General features: G+C 60.2%; 15 protein-coding genes. 8 read left to right on the top strand and 7 right to left on the bottom strand.

The features are described from left to right. Positions 1–7: 7 nt before the first annotated feature. The 7 genes from EN874_RS00995 to EN874_RS01025 form a co-directional block, all read right to left on the bottom strand. Positions 8–400 (bottom strand): cytochrome C oxidase subunit IV family protein, encoded by a 393-nt coding sequence (locus EN874_RS00995; RefSeq protein ID WP_126088793.1) that lies wholly within the window; start codon positions 398–400, stop codon positions 8–10. Positions 401–423: 23 nt separating this feature from the next. Next, complete coding sequence (locus EN874_RS01000; protein WP_127428124.1) at positions 424–1,146, bottom strand: heme-copper oxidase subunit III family protein; 723 nt, start codon at positions 1,144–1,146, stop codon at positions 424–426. A gap of 10 nt (positions 1,147–1,156) precedes the next feature. After that, complete coding sequence (locus EN874_RS01005; RefSeq protein ID WP_127428125.1) at positions 1,157–1,861, bottom strand: cytochrome c oxidase subunit 3; 705 nt, start codon at positions 1,859–1,861, stop codon at positions 1,157–1,159. After that, on the bottom strand, positions 1,858–3,633 hold the full coding sequence (gene ctaD / locus EN874_RS01010) for a cytochrome c oxidase subunit I (protein ID WP_127428126.1): 1,776 nt from the start codon (positions 3,631–3,633) through the stop codon (positions 1,858–1,860). Before ctaD ends, EN874_RS01005 begins: the two co-directional genes overlap by 4 nt. Before the next feature lie 21 nt (positions 3,634–3,654). Beyond that, complete coding sequence (locus tag EN874_RS01015; protein WP_126088797.1) at positions 3,655–4,539, bottom strand: cytochrome c oxidase subunit II; 885 nt, start codon at positions 4,537–4,539, stop codon at positions 3,655–3,657. Between the two features lie 352 nt (positions 4,540–4,891). After that, positions 4,892–5,218, bottom strand: a complete 327-nt coding sequence (locus tag EN874_RS01020; protein ID WP_127428127.1) for a hypothetical protein — start codon at positions 5,216–5,218, stop codon at positions 4,892–4,894. Positions 5,219–5,233: 15 nt separating this feature from the next. Further along, positions 5,234–5,536 carry a hypothetical protein gene (locus EN874_RS01025; RefSeq protein WP_127428128.1) on the bottom strand — a complete coding sequence of 101 codons (303 nt, stop codon included), beginning with the start codon at positions 5,534–5,536 and terminating at the stop codon, positions 5,234–5,236. 205 nt (positions 5,537–5,741) lie between these two features. Here EN874_RS01025 and EN874_RS01030 point away from each other — a divergent pair, with 205 nt between their 5' ends. The 8 genes from EN874_RS01030 (at position 5,742) to EN874_RS01065 (ending at position 15,351) form a co-directional block, all read left to right on the top strand. After that, positions 5,742–6,899 carry an AraC family transcriptional regulator gene (locus EN874_RS01030; protein ID WP_245513398.1) on the top strand — a complete coding sequence of 386 codons (1,158 nt, stop codon included), beginning with the start codon at positions 5,742–5,744 and terminating at the stop codon, positions 6,897–6,899. 666 nt (positions 6,900–7,565) lie between these two features. Beyond that, the gene (locus EN874_RS01035; RefSeq protein WP_127428129.1) at positions 7,566–8,189 is read left to right on the top strand and encodes a DNA ligase; all 624 of its coding nucleotides are present in this window, start codon (positions 7,566–7,568) and stop codon (positions 8,187–8,189) included. Positions 8,190–8,559: 370 nt separating this feature from the next. After that, on the top strand, positions 8,560–10,209 hold the full coding sequence (locus EN874_RS01040; RefSeq protein WP_127428231.1) for a bifunctional diguanylate cyclase/phosphodiesterase: 1,650 nt from the start codon (positions 8,560–8,562) through the stop codon (positions 10,207–10,209). A gap of 185 nt (positions 10,210–10,394) precedes the next feature. Continuing rightward, positions 10,395–10,895, top strand: coding sequence for a ubiquinone biosynthesis methyltransferase UbiE (locus tag EN874_RS01045; RefSeq protein WP_168247379.1), 501 nt, complete (start codon positions 10,395–10,397; stop codon positions 10,893–10,895). After that, positions 10,892–12,070 (top strand): class I SAM-dependent methyltransferase, encoded by a 1,179-nt coding sequence (locus tag EN874_RS01050; protein WP_127428131.1) that lies wholly within the window; start codon positions 10,892–10,894, stop codon positions 12,068–12,070. Before EN874_RS01045 ends, EN874_RS01050 begins: the two co-directional genes overlap by 4 nt. Continuing rightward, the gene (locus EN874_RS01055; RefSeq protein ID WP_127428132.1) at positions 12,067–14,433 is read left to right on the top strand and encodes a SpoIIE family protein phosphatase; all 2,367 of its coding nucleotides are present in this window, start codon (positions 12,067–12,069) and stop codon (positions 14,431–14,433) included. Before EN874_RS01050 ends, EN874_RS01055 begins: the two co-directional genes overlap by 4 nt. 1 nt (position 14,434) lies before the next feature. Further along, the gene (locus EN874_RS01060; protein WP_168247332.1) at positions 14,435–14,995 is read left to right on the top strand and encodes an ATP-binding protein; all 561 of its coding nucleotides are present in this window, start codon (positions 14,435–14,437) and stop codon (positions 14,993–14,995) included. Between the two features lie 17 nt (positions 14,996–15,012). After that, complete coding sequence (locus EN874_RS01065) at positions 15,013–15,351, top strand: hypothetical protein (RefSeq protein ID WP_127428133.1); 339 nt, start codon at positions 15,013–15,015, stop codon at positions 15,349–15,351. Positions 15,352–15,408: the final 57 nt, after the last annotated feature.

The following is a 15,408-nucleotide window of genomic DNA, read 5'->3' on the forward strand; positions in this document are numbered from 1 at the left end:
AACCGCGTCAGGGGCCGGGCCCGAAAAATGCGATACGGGTCAAAAGCGTATAGTCGGCCTCGAAGACCATCATCGTCACGAAGACCAGCACCAGGATCGGCGGCAGGATGATCGCATACATCATCGCCAGCCGCTCCCAAGCCATATGCATGAATACGGCGACGATCAGTCCTGCCTTGAGCATCATGAAGATCAGGATCAGCGACCATCTGAGGTAACCGTGGAGGCCGAAATAGTCGACCAGATAGGAGCAGGTACTCAAGATGAACAGCCATGCCCAGACCACCAGATAGAGCTTGATCGGGTGCTCCTGATGCGTGTCCGCCTTGGCGGCGGCCATCGCATCGTGAGTGGAGTGCAGCGCGTGTTGCCCGAGACCGTTTGCGGTTGCTTCAGCCATGTCTTCCTCTCAAAGCCCGCCTCTCACCAAAGATAGAAGAACGCGAAGATGAACACCCAGACCAGGTCGACGAAGTGCCAGTAAAGACCCATGATCTCGACATTCTCGTAACGGCCCCGGCGGCTGGTGAAGAACCCGGGGCGCCCGACGTCGAAATCGCCGCGCCAGACTTTTCGCGCGACGATGATCAGGAAGATCACGCCGATGGTCACGTGGGTGCCGTGGAAGCCGGTGATCATGAAAAAGCACGATCCGAATTGCGCGGCTCCCCAGGGGTTGCCCCAGGGCCGTACTCCTTCGGTGATGAGCTTGGTCCATTCGAAGGCCTGCATGCCGACGAAAGTCGCACCGAGCGCGGCGGTCAAAAGCATCAGGATCGCGGTTTTGCGGCGATCGCGGCGGTAGCCGAAATTGACCGCCATGGCCATGGTGCCGCTGCTCGAGATCAGCACGAAGGTCATAATGGCGATCAGGATGAGCGGGATCTCCGAGCCGCCGATGCGCAGGGCGAAGACCTCGCTCGGGTTTGGCCATGGCACGCGCGTCGACATGCGCGCCGTCATGTAGGAAAGCAGGAAGCAACCGAAGATGAAGGTGTCGCTGAGCAGGAAGATCCACATCATGGCCTTGCCCCAGGACACGTTCTTGAACGCGCGCTGATCCGAGGCCCAGTCGGCGGCGATGCCTTGCCAGCCGGTTGGCCGGGGCGCTGTCCGGTCGGTATGCATCAGGGTCGTCTCGGCCATCGCCGGTCTCCTAGGTCAGCAGCCGTTGGCAAATGTCGATGAAAGTCGCCGCCCAGCCGGCCAGAACGGCGAAGATGCAGAGCCAGACAAAAAGCAGGAAATGCCAATACATGGCGCACAGCTCGACGCTGAGGGGCAGCCGCTCCGGACGCGCTCCGTTCCAGGCGGCCGCGCTCGTCCTGCCGAGGCCGACCAGCCCGCCCAGTATGTGCAGACCATGCATTGCGGTGATCAGATAGAAGAAGCTGTTGGCCGGATTGGAGGCCAAGAGGTAGCCGTCTTCGGTCAACTGCCGCCAGGCCATCAACTGGCCGGCAAGGAAGGCGAGGGCGGTCAGTCCGGCCGTTGCAAGACCGAGCCTGACCATGTCCGGCTGGCTTCTGCGCGCGGCGACCACGGCACATTGCAGCGCGACGCTGCTCAGCATCAGCACGCCGGTGTTCAGCCAGAGCAGGCGCGGCAACGGCAGGGGCTGCCAGTCCGGCAGGCCCATGCGCATGAAGTAGGCGCTGGTGAAGAGCGAGAACAGGCAGCCGACGACAGCGAGGAAGACGCCGAGGCCGATCTTGGCGGTGGGGAGCGCCGACCGATCGAGACCGACGAAATCCCCCGCCAGGCCTTGCTCGAGCCACGGCTTCGCGGTCAGCCGCTGGTGCGAAAGCCACCACCCGGCAAAGCCTGCGATCACAGCCAAGAAGACCAGGATGACGCTCATGCTGGCTCCCTGGAAGGGCCGAGGCCGAAGGAACCAGGCACGTTCTGCGGGATGAAGTCCTCCTTGGCGCCCGGCACGCTGTAATCATAGGCCCAGCGATAGACGATCGGCAGCTCCTTGCCGAAATTGCCGTGCACCGGCGGCGTATGGGGCGTCTGCCATTCGAGCGTCGTTGCCCGCCACGGATTGCCGCCGGCCTCGCGGCCATGGCGGATACTCCAGACCAGGTTGAACAGAAACACCATCTGGGCGAAGCCGACGATGAAGGCCATGATGGAGATGAACGAGTTCAGGTGGTGGGCCGACTCCGTCATGATGGTCATGTCGGTCAGTTCGGCGTAGCGCCGCGGGATGCCCATCAGGCCGAGATAGTGCATGGGGAAGAAGATCAGATAGGCGCCGAGGAAGGTCACCCAGAAATGGAAGCGGCCGAGCGTCTCGTCCAGCATCCGTCCGGTGACCTTCGGATACCAATGATAGATCGCGCCGAAGATGACCAGGATCGGCGCGACGCCCATGACCATGTGGAAATGGGCGACGACGAACATCGTGTCGGAGAGCGGCACGTCGACGACGACATTGCCCAGGAACAGGCCCGTCAGGCCGCCATTGACGAAGGTGACGATGAAGGCGAGCGCGAACAGCATGGGGATGGTGAGGTGGATGTCGCCGCGCCAGAGCGTCAGCACCCAGTTATAGACCTTGATCGCGGTCGGCACCGCGATGATCAAGGTGGTGGTGGCGAAGAAGAAGCCGAAATAGGGGTGCATGCCGCTGACATACATGTGGTGCGCCCAGACCACGAAGCTCAGCGCGCCGATGGCGACGATGGCCCAGACCATCATGCGGTAGCCGAAGATATTCTTGCGCGCATGAGTGCTGATAAGGTCGGAGACGATGCCGAAGGCCGGCAGCGCCACGATGTAGACTTCCGGGTGGCCGAAGAACCAGAACAGGTGCTGGAACAGGATCGGGCTGCCGCCATTGTGCTGCAGCTGCTCGCCCATCTCGACGATCGCCGGCATGAAGAAGGAGGTGCCGAGCGCACGGTCGAGCAGCATCATCACGCAGGCAACGAACAGCGCCGGGAAGGCGAGCAGCGCCATGACGGTGGCGGTGAAGATGCCCCAGACGGTGAGCGGCAGGCGCATCAGGGTCATGCCGCGGGTGCGGCCCTGCAGCACCGTCACCACATAGTTCAGGCCGCCCATGGTGAAGCCGATGATGAACAGGATGAGCGAGGAGAGCATCAGGATGATGCCCCAGTCCTGGCCGCCCGGCGTGCCGGTCATGATCGCCTGCGGCGGATAAAGCGTCCAGCCCGCGCCCGTCGGTCCGCCCGGCGCAAAGAAGCTCGACACCAGCACCAGAACGGCGAGCAGATAGACCCAGTAGCTCAGCATGTTGACATAGGGAAAGACCATGTCGCGGGCACCGACCATCAACGGGATGAGGTAGTTGCCGAAGCCGCCGAGGAAGAGCGCCGTGAGCAGGTAGATCACCATGATCATGCCGTGCATGGTGATGAACTGGTAATAGGCCTCCGGGGTGATGAAATCAAAGGTGCCGGGAAAGCCGAGCTGCAGGCGCATCAGCCAGGACAGCACCAGCGCCACAAGGCCGATCGCCGTCGCCGTCGCCGAATACTGGATGGCAATGACCTTGGCGTCCTGCGAGAAGACGTATTTCGTCCACCAGCTGTGCGGATGGTAGAGTTCCACCTCCCCGACTTCGGCGGGGGGGACGGCATCTGCCGGTGTGACGTCGACCATCGGAGCACCTCCGTGCCGTGTTCAGCGGGCCTCGAGCGTTTCGAGTTTTGCCGCGACGTCCAAAGCGGACGCCATCGTCTTTCCTGTCGGTTGGCTCGCCGAGCCCGTTTGCTTGGGCGCCGACAACTGCGCAAAGGTCTGCTGCTGGCCGACCCAGGCCGAATAGTCCTGCTCGGTGTCGACCACGACCACGCCATGCATCAGCGGGTGTCCCTGGCCGCACAGCTCGGCGCACAGGACCTGGAAGGTGCCGGTCCTGGTAGGGGTGAACCAGAAATAGGTGACCGAACCCGGGATCATGTCCATCTTGGCGCGGAATTCCGGGATGTAGAAATCGTGCAGGACGTCGATCGAGCGCAACAGCACCTTGACCGGCTTGCCGACCGGCAAGTGCAGGTCTGCCGCCTCTACCACGATATCGTCCTGGCCGTTGGGGTCGCCGGGCGCGATGCCGAGCGGATTTTCAGCCGATACGTCGCGGGTGTCGGACGTGCCGAGCTTGCCGTCCTTGCCGGGCAGGCGGAAGCTCCATTGCCATTGCTGGGCAACAACCTCGATATCGGCCGCCCCAGTGGGAACGTTGACGAAGCGGCTCCAGACGAACAGGCCAGGGACCAGCAAGGCGGTGACGCCAACCGCGGTGCCGACCGTCAGCCACGATTCGAGCCGCTTGTTCTCGGGCTCATAGGCGGCGTGGTTGCCCTCGCGATGGCGGAAGCGGAACACGCAATAGGCCATGAAAAGCACAACGGCGGAGAAGACGACGCCGGTGATCCAGAAGCTGATGATGATGGTGTTGTCGATATAGTCCCAGTTCGACGCAATCGGCGTCCACCACCATGGGCTCAGGAAGTGGAACAACACCGAGCCCACGACGATCAAAACGAGTACAAGCGCAATGGCCATGTCCCGTCCTCCCGGCATTCCGAGGGGGCGCGAAGCCGTCCCGGCGGATGCCAGGGTCATCTTAGCGTGATTTGTGGTTGAAATTCCAGAGCCGACTACTTGCCGGTGGAAAAGTAACTTTTCGAACCGCCGGGAGCGGTGTACCGCTTTGGATCGGCAGCAGCCCTTCGTGCCGGTGTTGCCATTCTGCGCGCAACGATCGAGCCGGCTGCCGCCTTGAGGTCGCGACGGTTGCGACGGCGGATCGAGCCGTTTCTTATCGCCCGTCGATATTTGCGGTCCGCACCGGCAGCGAAGCCGCGTTCCGAGTGAGAGCGGCGAAATGGCCCGGCTTGATGACGCAGGCGGGTGATCAATTGGTAATTTTAGGCATCCGCGCGGCTGTCGTGGTCAATTGTCGGCGAGCTTTGACCGCCTCCAGCAGTTCGCGCTCGTTGGTGTGAGCATTGCGAAAAATGGCCACAACCAATACCGCCAAGATTTCGGCGTCCGGGTCCAAGGGATCGAGCTGTTCATCCGCGCAGACCTGATTGAACACGCGTTCGCAAACAGCCAGATCGAGAGGGCTAAGACAGGTGCGATTGAAACGGCGACGCAGCATTTGAGCGAACCTTTCCGGGCCCGCCGGCCGTTCTCCGCGGCGGGCCTTTATCACCGAGGCTTGAACGATGTTGTCCACAGCCTTCTAGTAATGTTACTCCATGATCGGCGATTGCGTTGTCAATAATCCCAAAATCTGTGCGCATTCGCGAGATCTATATTGCCCGACTGTCATAAGTTGGTGATAGTCCTGTCGCTTGTTTTCCGGTATGCTGAAGCCGCGTCGAAAGTCAGCCGCTTCTTTTGGAGTTCGAGTGCAGCCAAGTTTGCTGGCGCTGACTTTCAAACTCGCCAGTGAGCATCCGATCTTTGCCGCAATGTCTTTCAATGGTTCGTTATTGACGTATCCATCAAGAATTATCTTGCGGCGCGCTTCTCCTTTTAGCTTTTCGTTCATTTCGTGGTCTCCTCAACGTCGTTTTGACGATGTCGGAATCTATAGGCACCAGCCTGAAGTGTGTCGTTAGCCTCGCATCCAGAAACTTATCTCGGGATGCATTTCTTGTTGTAACCCAGCGTGATCGACGATGCGGTCGACAGGCTTGCCAGATACCCTGGATACACCACATGATTGCGGGGGCATGGGCATACCGGATTCGGATATGGCACCACGCGCGATGGACGCTAAGGAGCAAGACGAGGCGCATACCGGGCGGGCGCCGGAGCGTGAGCGTCGTCGTTGGCCGCGCGACGTTCAACCTCACAACGAGGTGGCCCCGCCAATCGCGCCGGCGCTGGAACCGTTGTGCTTTTCAACGCAGGAACTGGCGCCAAAGGATCAATTCGCTGCCTGGCAAGCGCATGTAGCGCCGCTTGTCGAGATCAGCCTGCCGGATAACAAGTCGCCGGAGGACGGCTTCCCCTCGGCCCACACGGCTTGGAATCTTGGCGGCATGTTGATCGTCGAGCAGCAGGCGCCGGCGCACAGCTACATCCGTTCCGCCGCCAAGCTTCGGTCCAGTTCGATCGACCACTGGTATGTCGTCCTGCCACATAGCGGCCGGTCATGGACGGAGGTCAATCGCCGCGTCGCGGAGGGACAGCCTGGCAAACTGGAGATCAGGTCGCTCGGCTACCCGTTTCGCGGGAGGGCGACGGAATCCAAAGGTCTCTTTCTCTATTTGCCGCGCGATTTGTTCGCCGATGCGGCCGCAACCCTCGACGCAAACAACAATTCGATCCTTTCCGGCAATTTTGCCGATCTCTTGATCGACTACGTCGACAGCATCGCAACAAGACTGCGCAGCCTCACAGCGGACGACCTGCCCCGCATCGTACACGCGACGCGCAGCATGATCATTGCGTGCCTCGCGCCTCCGGCCGAACATGCCGCTGCGGCCGAACAGCTGGCGAGTGTCGCGCTGATGGAGCGGGCGCGTCGGTACGTTCAAAACAACCTGGACGCGGCTCGTCTGACGCCGGATTCAATGTGCCGGGCGCTCGGTGTTTCGCGGTCCCGTCTCTACCAGCTGTTCGAACCGAGCGGTGGTGTGCTCCATTACATTCAAAGCCGCCGACTTTTGGCAGCCCATGTTGCGCTCAGCGATCCGACGGACAGCCGGCGTATTGTTCAAATTGCGGAGGCGTTTGGGTTCAGTTCAGCAGCTAATTTCAGCCGAGCATTCAGCAAGGAGTTCGGTTACAGCCCCCGAGAAGGGCGCCGGACGATGGTGTTGCCGCGCCCCGCCCACTCTGTTTCGCTTGGCGAGCACGAGAACGCCTCGTCCTTTGAAGGATGGCTCAAGGCGCTTGGAAGCTGAGCACAGCGTCGGCCCGATCGAGATCGGCGATGTTCATCGAAATGCGCCCAAGTCTGCCGGGTGCCGGCGGCAATCCCGCTTCTGGGCAAAGCGGCTGCGGGACTGACGGCCCCCCGAAATAGCGCAAGCCTTCGGAGCGATGCCGCGCCGATATGGAGATATGTACGCCCGGACAAGTATTTGGATGCGCAGCTAACGACAATGCGACCTTATTCGTAGATGTTCGCGATGACTTTAGCGGGGGGCTCGGCACAGGCGGCAGGTTTCCAAGTTGGGGGGAATATCACACCGCCTGTGCCGATCGCGCCACCGCTATCCGTCAAAGATAGTGGCGTAGTTGAGTTAGCGTACCAAGGCCGGCGGCGGCCGGTTGGAGTTCATTCCGTTGCAGAATGGCTTAGTGGGGGCCCGATGGCTTAGTGGGGGCTCGGCACAGGCGGCAGGTGTCCGAGTTAGGGGGCATCGGATCGCCTGTGCCGCTCACCGCCAGAGGTAGCGGCGCAGTTGAGTAAGCGTGCCAAAGGCCGGGGCGACGGCCGGCTGGTGTTCATTCCGTCGCAAAATGGCTAGTGGGGGCTCGGCACAGGCGGCAGGTGTCCAAGTTGGGGGACACCGGATTGCCTGTGCCGCTCGCGCCGCCGCTATCCGTCAAAGATGGTGGCGTAGTTGGGTAAGCGCGACAAGCTGGACGGCGACCGGCTGGAGTTCATTCCGCCGCAGATGCCAACTCTTGTCGAGCAGCCGCCCCAGGATCAGGGGTGGGTTCATGAGGCCAAGCTCGACGGCTACCGGACGCAGATCATCATCGATAAAGGTGGCGTGCGTCTCTATAGCAAGAACGGCCGTGACTGGACGACAAAATATTGGCCCATCGCGCTGGCGGTCGACCTGCCATGCCGGGCTGCCATTCTCGATGGCGAGGTGATTGTGTCAGGCGAGCGGGGTGCACCCGATTCCCCTGCGCTGGAAGCCGCGATCTGGAACGAGCCGAGCCGTCTGGTGTTCGTCGCGTTCGACATCCTGCATCTCGACGGTCGCAATCTTGGCCCCTTGCCCTTGCTGCAGCGCAAGCACGCGCTTCGGCAACTAGTTGAGCCTGGCGTCGGCAAGATCGAATACGGCGAGCATTTTGAGGGCGATGCGCTGGCTATCTTTCGCGTCATCGAGAAGACAGGGCGCGGTGGCGTCATCTCGAAACGCGCCGACAGCCCCTACAGGAGCGGACCGTCGAAAACGTGGCTGGAAACCAGATATTCGAGAAAGGCCGATATCGAATCGCCAGGTCTTTGATCGAACCCGGCCCCCGCGAACGTCGCTCCGTCCTGTGCGTCGCAATATTTCGAATCACGATCGGCGCGGCGCAAAGTATCTGTCAATTTTCGATTTATTAACGATCAATGAACGTCCATCGTGTGGATAACCTGCCGCCAATAGCAGCGGAGCGTGCACTGCAATTACGGCATAGGCGGCGCTTGTTGAAACGGCGAGTTGAAAGTTTGCCAAGCTTGTTCCTTATGCTATTTCTAATCTGGGGGACGCTAATTTGCACCGCCTATGGAGGTGGTTTTTGCGCCCAGAGGCATCAGGCGTCGGCACGGACAAAGAGGGGTCTTCCTCGAGCGATGTTTCACGTGCGGGCGAAGCGCTTCTCGCTGACCTTTTGGCGAATACGACCGAACTTCTGTCGTTCTATGATCGCGACTTTCGCCTAACGCACTACGCAGCCAAGCTCAAAGGCCTGTACGGAGGCGCGGTGGCGCACGGCGCCGCCGTGTGGGAGATCTACCCGAGCTTCCTCGATGCGCGGTGTCGCGACGAATTTCTTCGGGTATTCCAGGGCGGCTCCCCGGCAAGCATCGACTTGCCGCGGTCGTCGGGCGAAGCGTTCCGGTCGGTCTACGTCTTCGGCACCGCAAATGGTGTGGGAATCATCGAATCGCGGGGGCTGGGAGAGCGCAGCGCAGCGGAGGAGCAGGAACATGTGATTCTGCTCCATCAGGCGACGCACGACGTGCTGACCGGACTGCAGAATCGGCGGCGATTCGGCGAGCGACTGCAGCAAGCGCTGGCGAGCATCGGCGGACCAAAGCCGAAAGCCGCCCTGCTGCAAATCGACCTTGATGACTTCAAAGCTGTCAACGACACGCTCGGCCATGGAGCAGGCGACACGCTTCTCCAGCTCGCGGCAGGTCGAATCCGCGACACGCTGCAGGATGGCGAATCCGCCTACCGCTATGCCGGCGATGAGTTCGCTGTCATCCAATTGGGCAAGGAGCAGCCCGCGGAAGCCGAACGCCTCGCCGCATCGCTGGTCAGCGCGTTCAAGGACCCTTTCGTCATCAACGGCATTCCCGTCTTCGTCGGCTCGAGTGTCGGAATTGCTTTCGGGCCGGAGCACGGGACCGATGGCGAGCAGCTGATGAAAGCCGCCGACATTGCTCTTTACGCAGCCAAGACAGATGGACGCGGCTGCGCTCGGACGTTCAACCGTTCGATGCTGCTCCTGCTCGAGCAACGCGAGAATTTGAGGCGCAGCCTTCGAACCGCGCTGGAGCGGGAAGAGCTTTATCTGGAGTATCAGCCGCTCATTCGGCCTCCTTCGTCGGTGATCGGTTTCGAAGCGCTGCTGCGGTGGCGGCACCCCGAGATCGGCACCATTCTGCCTGGCGTGTTCATACCCATCGCCGAGGCCGACGGTCTGATGGACGAGATAGGACGGTGGGTGCTCGAGCAGGCCTGTCGCCAGGCATTGACGTGGCCTTCTTCGCTGACGGTCGCGGTTAACCTGTCGCCGGCACAGTTCCTGAGTGGCTCGCTGACAGACACGGTCGCTCAGGTCATCGACGCGGTTGGAATCCGGGCTGAAAGACTCGAGCTCGAGATAACCGAAACGGTTCTTCTCGAGAGGACGATCGACAATCTCGACACGTTAAATACTCTGAATGTCTTGGGAATAAGAATCTCGCTCGACGATTTTGGAACGTACTATTCATCGTTGAGCTATTTGAAGAATTTTCCGTTCGACACTTTGAAGATCGATCAGTACTTCATCGCAGACCTGGAGACCGATCTCAAAAGCCAAACGATCGTGCGATCGATCATCAATCTGGCGCACGGCCTGGGAATAAGCGTGACCGCCGAGGGGGTCGAGACGTTGGGACAGGCACGGTGGCTGATCAAGGAGAATTGCGATTGCCTGCAAGGCAATTTCCTCGGACGGCCGCTTGCGGCCGAGGCAACCAGCGATTTCATCAGGCGGCCCCGGCCGAAGGGAGCGCGCGCTATGGAGGAATCGGATCGGGCGCTCTAGCGCGTTGCGCCCTTTGTTAAGTTGGGAGTTGTAGTATCGATCGAGGCAGATACCGCGCAATTTCTGTCGCGCGGAACGGGTTCATCACGAGGCAGCCAGATTGCGGTCTCGGGGATCATCGCGCCGCCGAGGCTCGAAAACGGATGGAATAGGAGAGGATGCCGATGCGATCTGTTCACCGTGACATGGCTGGCCAGCCTACTTTTGAGCCGATGATCCAGATCGACATGGAAATCAAGACTTTTGTCTCCGCTTGGAAACACTGCGACTATGTCTCGACATATATGGCCCGGATGATCAGTCAGAACAGATCGGACTCGGTCCGGCATTCGAATCTCTTTTCTTCCGCCTTTAACGAATTGCTGGAAGTCGCCTTTCGTACGCGCCACGCCGACGGCGAACTGGCGTGCAGGGTATCTCGCCATGGCGCGACGGACAGGATCGAACTGACGTTTCCTTGCGTGCCGGAGGAGCGCCAATTCTACGAAGAAGCAGTGTCGCAAGTCGCGGGATCCGAGGCAAGGGAGCGATATCTCAATTCCGTGTCTGGCGATCTCGCGCCCAGCCGGGAGGTGGTCCTCCTGGAACTGGCTGTCGACTACAACGCGACACTCAGGGTCGAGGAAGCCGAAGGCGATGCGATCAAGCTTGTCGTGGATCTTCCGCTTGAGGGCCTGCAACATTGAGCCCTTACAACCTTCTCCCGCGCTTCAAGGCGCAATATGACGCGAACAGCCAGGAGTTCTCCATATCTGGGGTGGTCCGGCCTCAGGCCATCGACGAGCTTGGGCCCAGCCTGGCGTTGCTTCGTGAGGCGATCGGCCGTGTGCGCGGTGTTCTCTACGTCAATGTCAGACGCCTGGCGCAGATGAACAACGCTGCATTTTACGCCTTTTCGAGGATCATCATCGACGCCTGTCGCGCTCGACCCGATCTCAAATTCGTCGTCGTCACGTCAAGCGTGGTCGGCTGGACCTCGCGAAAATTCGGCCGCTTGACCCGACTCGAGCCGAATATCACGGTCGAGGAGTATGACAGCGAATTCTACCCGGGGCAGGGCTTCCTGGAGGAAGGCGGGTTCGTTCCAATCCTGCGCACACAGACAAAGATGACCTGGCGCCACGAGCGTGAAATCTTGCCGCGACACGGCATGAGGCCTGGGATCGTCATGGCCGACATTTGTTGCGGGATCGGCGATTTCGCCGTGCTCGTGCAGAAGGAGTTCCAGCCATCGCGGATCGTCGCCCTCGACCACTCCATATCCAGCCTGAATTACGCCCGACAAGTGATGCGGGAGTTCGATATCCGGGGGATCGAATATACTTATGGCGACGCGTCGGAAATGCTGCTTGATGAAGCGCAGTTCGACTTGGTCACTTGCCGACATTCGCTTCAAATCTTCAATCGGCCCGAACTCATCCTCAAGGAGCTTTACCGCATATGCAAGCCGGGCGGGCGGGTCTACATCACCAACGAGAAGAATTCGCATTGCCTCGGCGAGCCGCGCGCCGAAAGCATTCGCTGGACCTACAATGAAGTGGCGAAGCTGTTCGCGCATTTCGAGATGGACGTCGAGCTCGGACCCAAGAGCCGGCGATACCTGATTGAAGCCGGGCTCGAAGACATACGTATCGAGACCTTCATGGTCACCAACCTGGACGGCGATCCGCAGGACTTCGCCGACGTCATTGTAGCCTGGTCGGATGTCTATGCCGGCGAAATGGCCGCCAAACGCGGCGATGGGCCGGAGTTCGTCGCACGGTTCCGGCAGGGATTCCAGGACCACATTTTCGCTGCGCTCCACCCCAAGGGGTATGCGGGCTGGCCGATCTGGGTCGCATCGGGGCGGCGGCCGCAATGAAAGCCGACGCTCAGCGCACACCGCGTTTCGGCCTACGCTCCTTTCGAGCGAAATTCGTATTGGTTGTTGGCGGCGCCGTGCTGTTCGACCTCCTGCTGAGCGGTGGCCTGGCGCTTTGGAACGTTCAAAAACTGTCGCGCGACGCCACGTCGGAAGTCGGTGAGGGCCTGACGACCGCAAACCAGGAATACATTCGCTCCTATGCCGAATCGACAGCGTCAAGCGCCGACCTCCTGCTCGATCGGGTTCATGGGGACGTGAAGGCGCTGGCCGGCGTCCTGCAGGCCCAGATCGACGATCCGAGCAGGCAGCAACAGGTCGGAGCAACGCTTTCGCATCAAGCGCCCGGCTCCGTGAAGGTCGTCTATGACGCAAAGGGCGATTGGGCGCAGAATCCGCCGGGCGCGCCTTCCGTGATAAGCGTCTGGGGCTATCTGCTGGGCGCCGACCACACTCCGCTGCCGGACGTTCAGCGGGAAATAGAAGACAGTACCGTTCTGGATCTCGTCGCGCCGACCCTGATGGCCAGCGGATCGCCAAAACTGCAGATGTATTACATTGGTCCAAAGGAACGGCCGATCTTCAGGACGGTACCCTATACGGACCAGGCACAGACCTTCGACCGACTCTATCCAGGCCACAACAAGGCGGAATTCTGGGAGTTCTTCTTTCCAGGAATCTACGGGTCATGGCAGCAATGGGCCAAGGAAACGGCCTCACGTCCGGTCCCCGACGATATCACTCAGACAGCGCCTTACACCGATGCGATCACGGGAAAGCTGATCGTCAGCTTTTTCCACCCCTTGTGGACGCGCGATCGCACCGGTATCGCCGGTGTAGCGGGTGCGGATATCACTCTCGATCAGCTCGCGGAAGTCGTCGAGCGCGTGAAGATCGCTGAAACCGGGTTCGGCTTCCTGACCATGTCGACCGGCAACGTGGTGGCGATCAATCCTTCGGGCCAGGCGATCATCGGCCTGACTTCATCCAGCGATGCGGGCACGCAGGGGGTCACCGGCCTGGAGAGATCCCTGCGGGGAAGCACGCAGCCGGCTATTGCGTCGCTGCCTCTCGACCAGAACAATGACGGTGTCATTCAACATATCATGCTCGACAACAAGGGCGAACGCGTACCCTACATTGTTGTCCTCAAGAGGTTGAAGCCGACCAATCTGTGGAGCTCGGGACCGATCAAGTCCGAAGCGATGTCGGTCGGAATCGTCGTTCCCGAACGCGAGATCTATGCGTCCCTGTTCGCCGCGCAGGAGAGTATTTCCCGCGCGACCAATCGCATCTTGCTCTTTCAGGTCGCCGCGATCGCCGTTTCGCTTCTGATTGTTTTTGCGGCCGTGCTCGGGATTTCGAAGCGGATCACAGCGGGACTCAGGGCGCTTGCCGGCGCCGCGCAGAAGCTCCAGTCCAAAGACTATTCAGTCCGCGTCAGCATTCCAACGCGCGACGAGGTTGGAGCGGTAGGGGTCGCCTTCAATCGAATGGCTGAGCAGATCAGCTTCCATACGGAAAACCTCGAGCAACTCGTCGACGAACGAACCAGGGAGCTCGGCGACGCAAATCAGGAGATTTCCGCGCTCAACGAAAAGCTGCGGGATGAGAACATCCGGCTCGGCGCCGAGCTCGCGGTTGCCAGGCAGATCCAGATGATGGTCCTGCCGAAACCATTCGAGCTCGAGGCTATACCGGGGCTGGAGATCGCGGCCTATATGCGGCCGGCCGACGAGGTCGGCGGGGACTATTACGACGTCCTGCAGAACGGATCACGGGTCAAGATCGGCATCGGCGACGTGACCGGCCATGGTCTGGAAAGCGGCGTGCTGATGCTGATGGTCCAATCCGTTGCACGCGCCCTGCAGGAGGCCAACGAAGGCGATCCGCATCAGTTTCTGGTTCGGCTGAACAGAGCGATCTACAAGAACATCGAGCGGACGAACACCGACAAGCACCTCTCGCTGGCCTTCCTCGATTTTGAGGACGGACGGGTAACGCTGTCCGGCCAGCATGAGGACGTTCTCGTCGTGCGCGCGGATGGGGACGTCGAACGCATCGATACGCTCGATCTGGGTCTGCCGGTCGGCCTGGAGAATGACATCTCGCAGTTCATCGACACGCGTGACATTGTGTTCGGGAGCGGCGACGTGATCGTGCTCCACACCGACGGCGTGACCGAGGCGGAAGATGAAGACAGAAGATTGTTTGGGTTCGAGCGCCTCTGCCAAAGCGTGCAAAAGCGTCACGGCAGGAGCGCCGAGGATATCAAGACCGGGATCATCGATGATCTGATGGCCCATATCGGTGTCCAAAAGATCCACGACGACATCACCCTCGTGATCATAAGGCATACATAGGATGACAGAGCTGTTCGGTACCCCTGACATCGCAATCGGGATGAAGGAGAGCGTCAGTCGCCTGCGGCTGTTCGACGGACCTCTCGACTTGAGTTGGCGCCATTGTGCCACGACCTCGGACTTCATCGCCGATCTTTTCGCGCTGCGCTTCCAGTCGTCCCGCAATGACTACTTGGAAGTACGGCATAGCATCGGATATCTCGCCAACGAGCTCATCGAAAATGCCGTCAAGTTTCGCGCACCGGGCGAGATCGTGATCGAAGCGTCGATGGATTCGGAGTGCTTCAAGCTCAAGGTGTCGAACGACGTCGACGGTGAAAACGCGTCTGAGTTCCAAAGTCTCCTGGCGGACATCACGGTTGGCGACCCCAAGGACCTGCTGATACAGCGAATTGAAGCGAATGCCGCGAATCCCGACGTGGCGCGCTCCGGACTGGGATTGCTGACGCTGATGAGCGACTATGGCGCACGCTTGGCCTGGATATTCAGCTCCGCTGATGAAAGCGATCGGATTTGCCTGGAAACGTACGCCTCCATTCCGATATCGCAGACCACCAACTAGATGAAACGAAGCCAGCGATGGAAATCAAGACGGACGACTACCGCGTGTGGATCGAAGGAAGCGATATTTTTTTCGACGGCGCAATGCGGCTTGCCAGTTCAGAGGCCGGTGCGCCGATCATGACATTGGCGAACAGTGTTCTTGCCTCAAATCCCGCAACCATCACGCTCGATTTGAAGGACCTTCACTTTCTCAACTCTTCCGGCATCAACCTGCTGGCGAAGTTTACCATCGAGGTGCGCAAGCATCCCGATGTTCGGCTCGTCGTGCGCGGAACGCCAGGCATCCCCTGGCAATCAAAATCATTGCCGAATTTGAAGAAGCTGCATCCCGCCCTGGTTCTTTTAATGAACTGACCGGCTGGTCCGAAATACACGCGTCTCAGTCGAGCCGTAGGCGGATCGACCGTCGGA

The sequence above is a fragment of the Mesorhizobium sp. M1D.F.Ca.ET.231.01.1.1 genome (assembly GCF_003999155.2).
Taxonomy (GTDB): Bacteria; Pseudomonadota; Alphaproteobacteria; order Rhizobiales; family Rhizobiaceae; genus Mesorhizobium.

Coding starts and splice junctions, on each gene's coding strand:
- EN874_RS01030 (WP_245513398.1), top strand. CDS start 5,742: ATGGCACCACGCGCGATGGACGCTAAGGAGCAAGACGAGGCGCATACC.
- EN874_RS01060 (WP_168247332.1), top strand. CDS start 14,435: ATGACAGAGCTGTTCGGTACCCCTGACATCGCAATCGGGATGAAGGAG.
- EN874_RS01005 (WP_127428125.1), bottom strand. CDS start 1,861: ATGAGCGTCATCCTGGTCTTCTTGGCTGTGATCGCAGGCTTTGCCGGG.
- EN874_RS01015 (WP_126088797.1), bottom strand. CDS start 4,539: ATGGCCATTGCGCTTGTACTCGTTTTGATCGTCGTGGGCTCGGTGTTG.
- EN874_RS01055 (WP_127428132.1), top strand. CDS start 12,067: ATGAAAGCCGACGCTCAGCGCACACCGCGTTTCGGCCTACGCTCCTTT.
- ctaD (WP_127428126.1), bottom strand. CDS start 3,633: ATGGTCGACGTCACACCGGCAGATGCCGTCCCCCCCGCCGAAGTCGGG.
- EN874_RS01065 (WP_127428133.1), top strand. CDS start 15,013: ATGGAAATCAAGACGGACGACTACCGCGTGTGGATCGAAGGAAGCGAT.
- EN874_RS00995 (WP_126088793.1), bottom strand. CDS start 400: ATGGCTGAAGCAACCGCAAACGGTCTCGGGCAACACGCGCTGCACTCC.
- EN874_RS01045 (WP_168247379.1), top strand. CDS start 10,395: ATGGCTGGCCAGCCTACTTTTGAGCCGATGATCCAGATCGACATGGAA.
- EN874_RS01025 (WP_127428128.1), bottom strand. CDS start 5,536: ATGAACGAAAAGCTAAAAGGAGAAGCGCGCCGCAAGATAATTCTTGAT.
- EN874_RS01000 (WP_127428124.1), bottom strand. CDS start 1,146: ATGGCCGAGACGACCCTGATGCATACCGACCGGACAGCGCCCCGGCCA.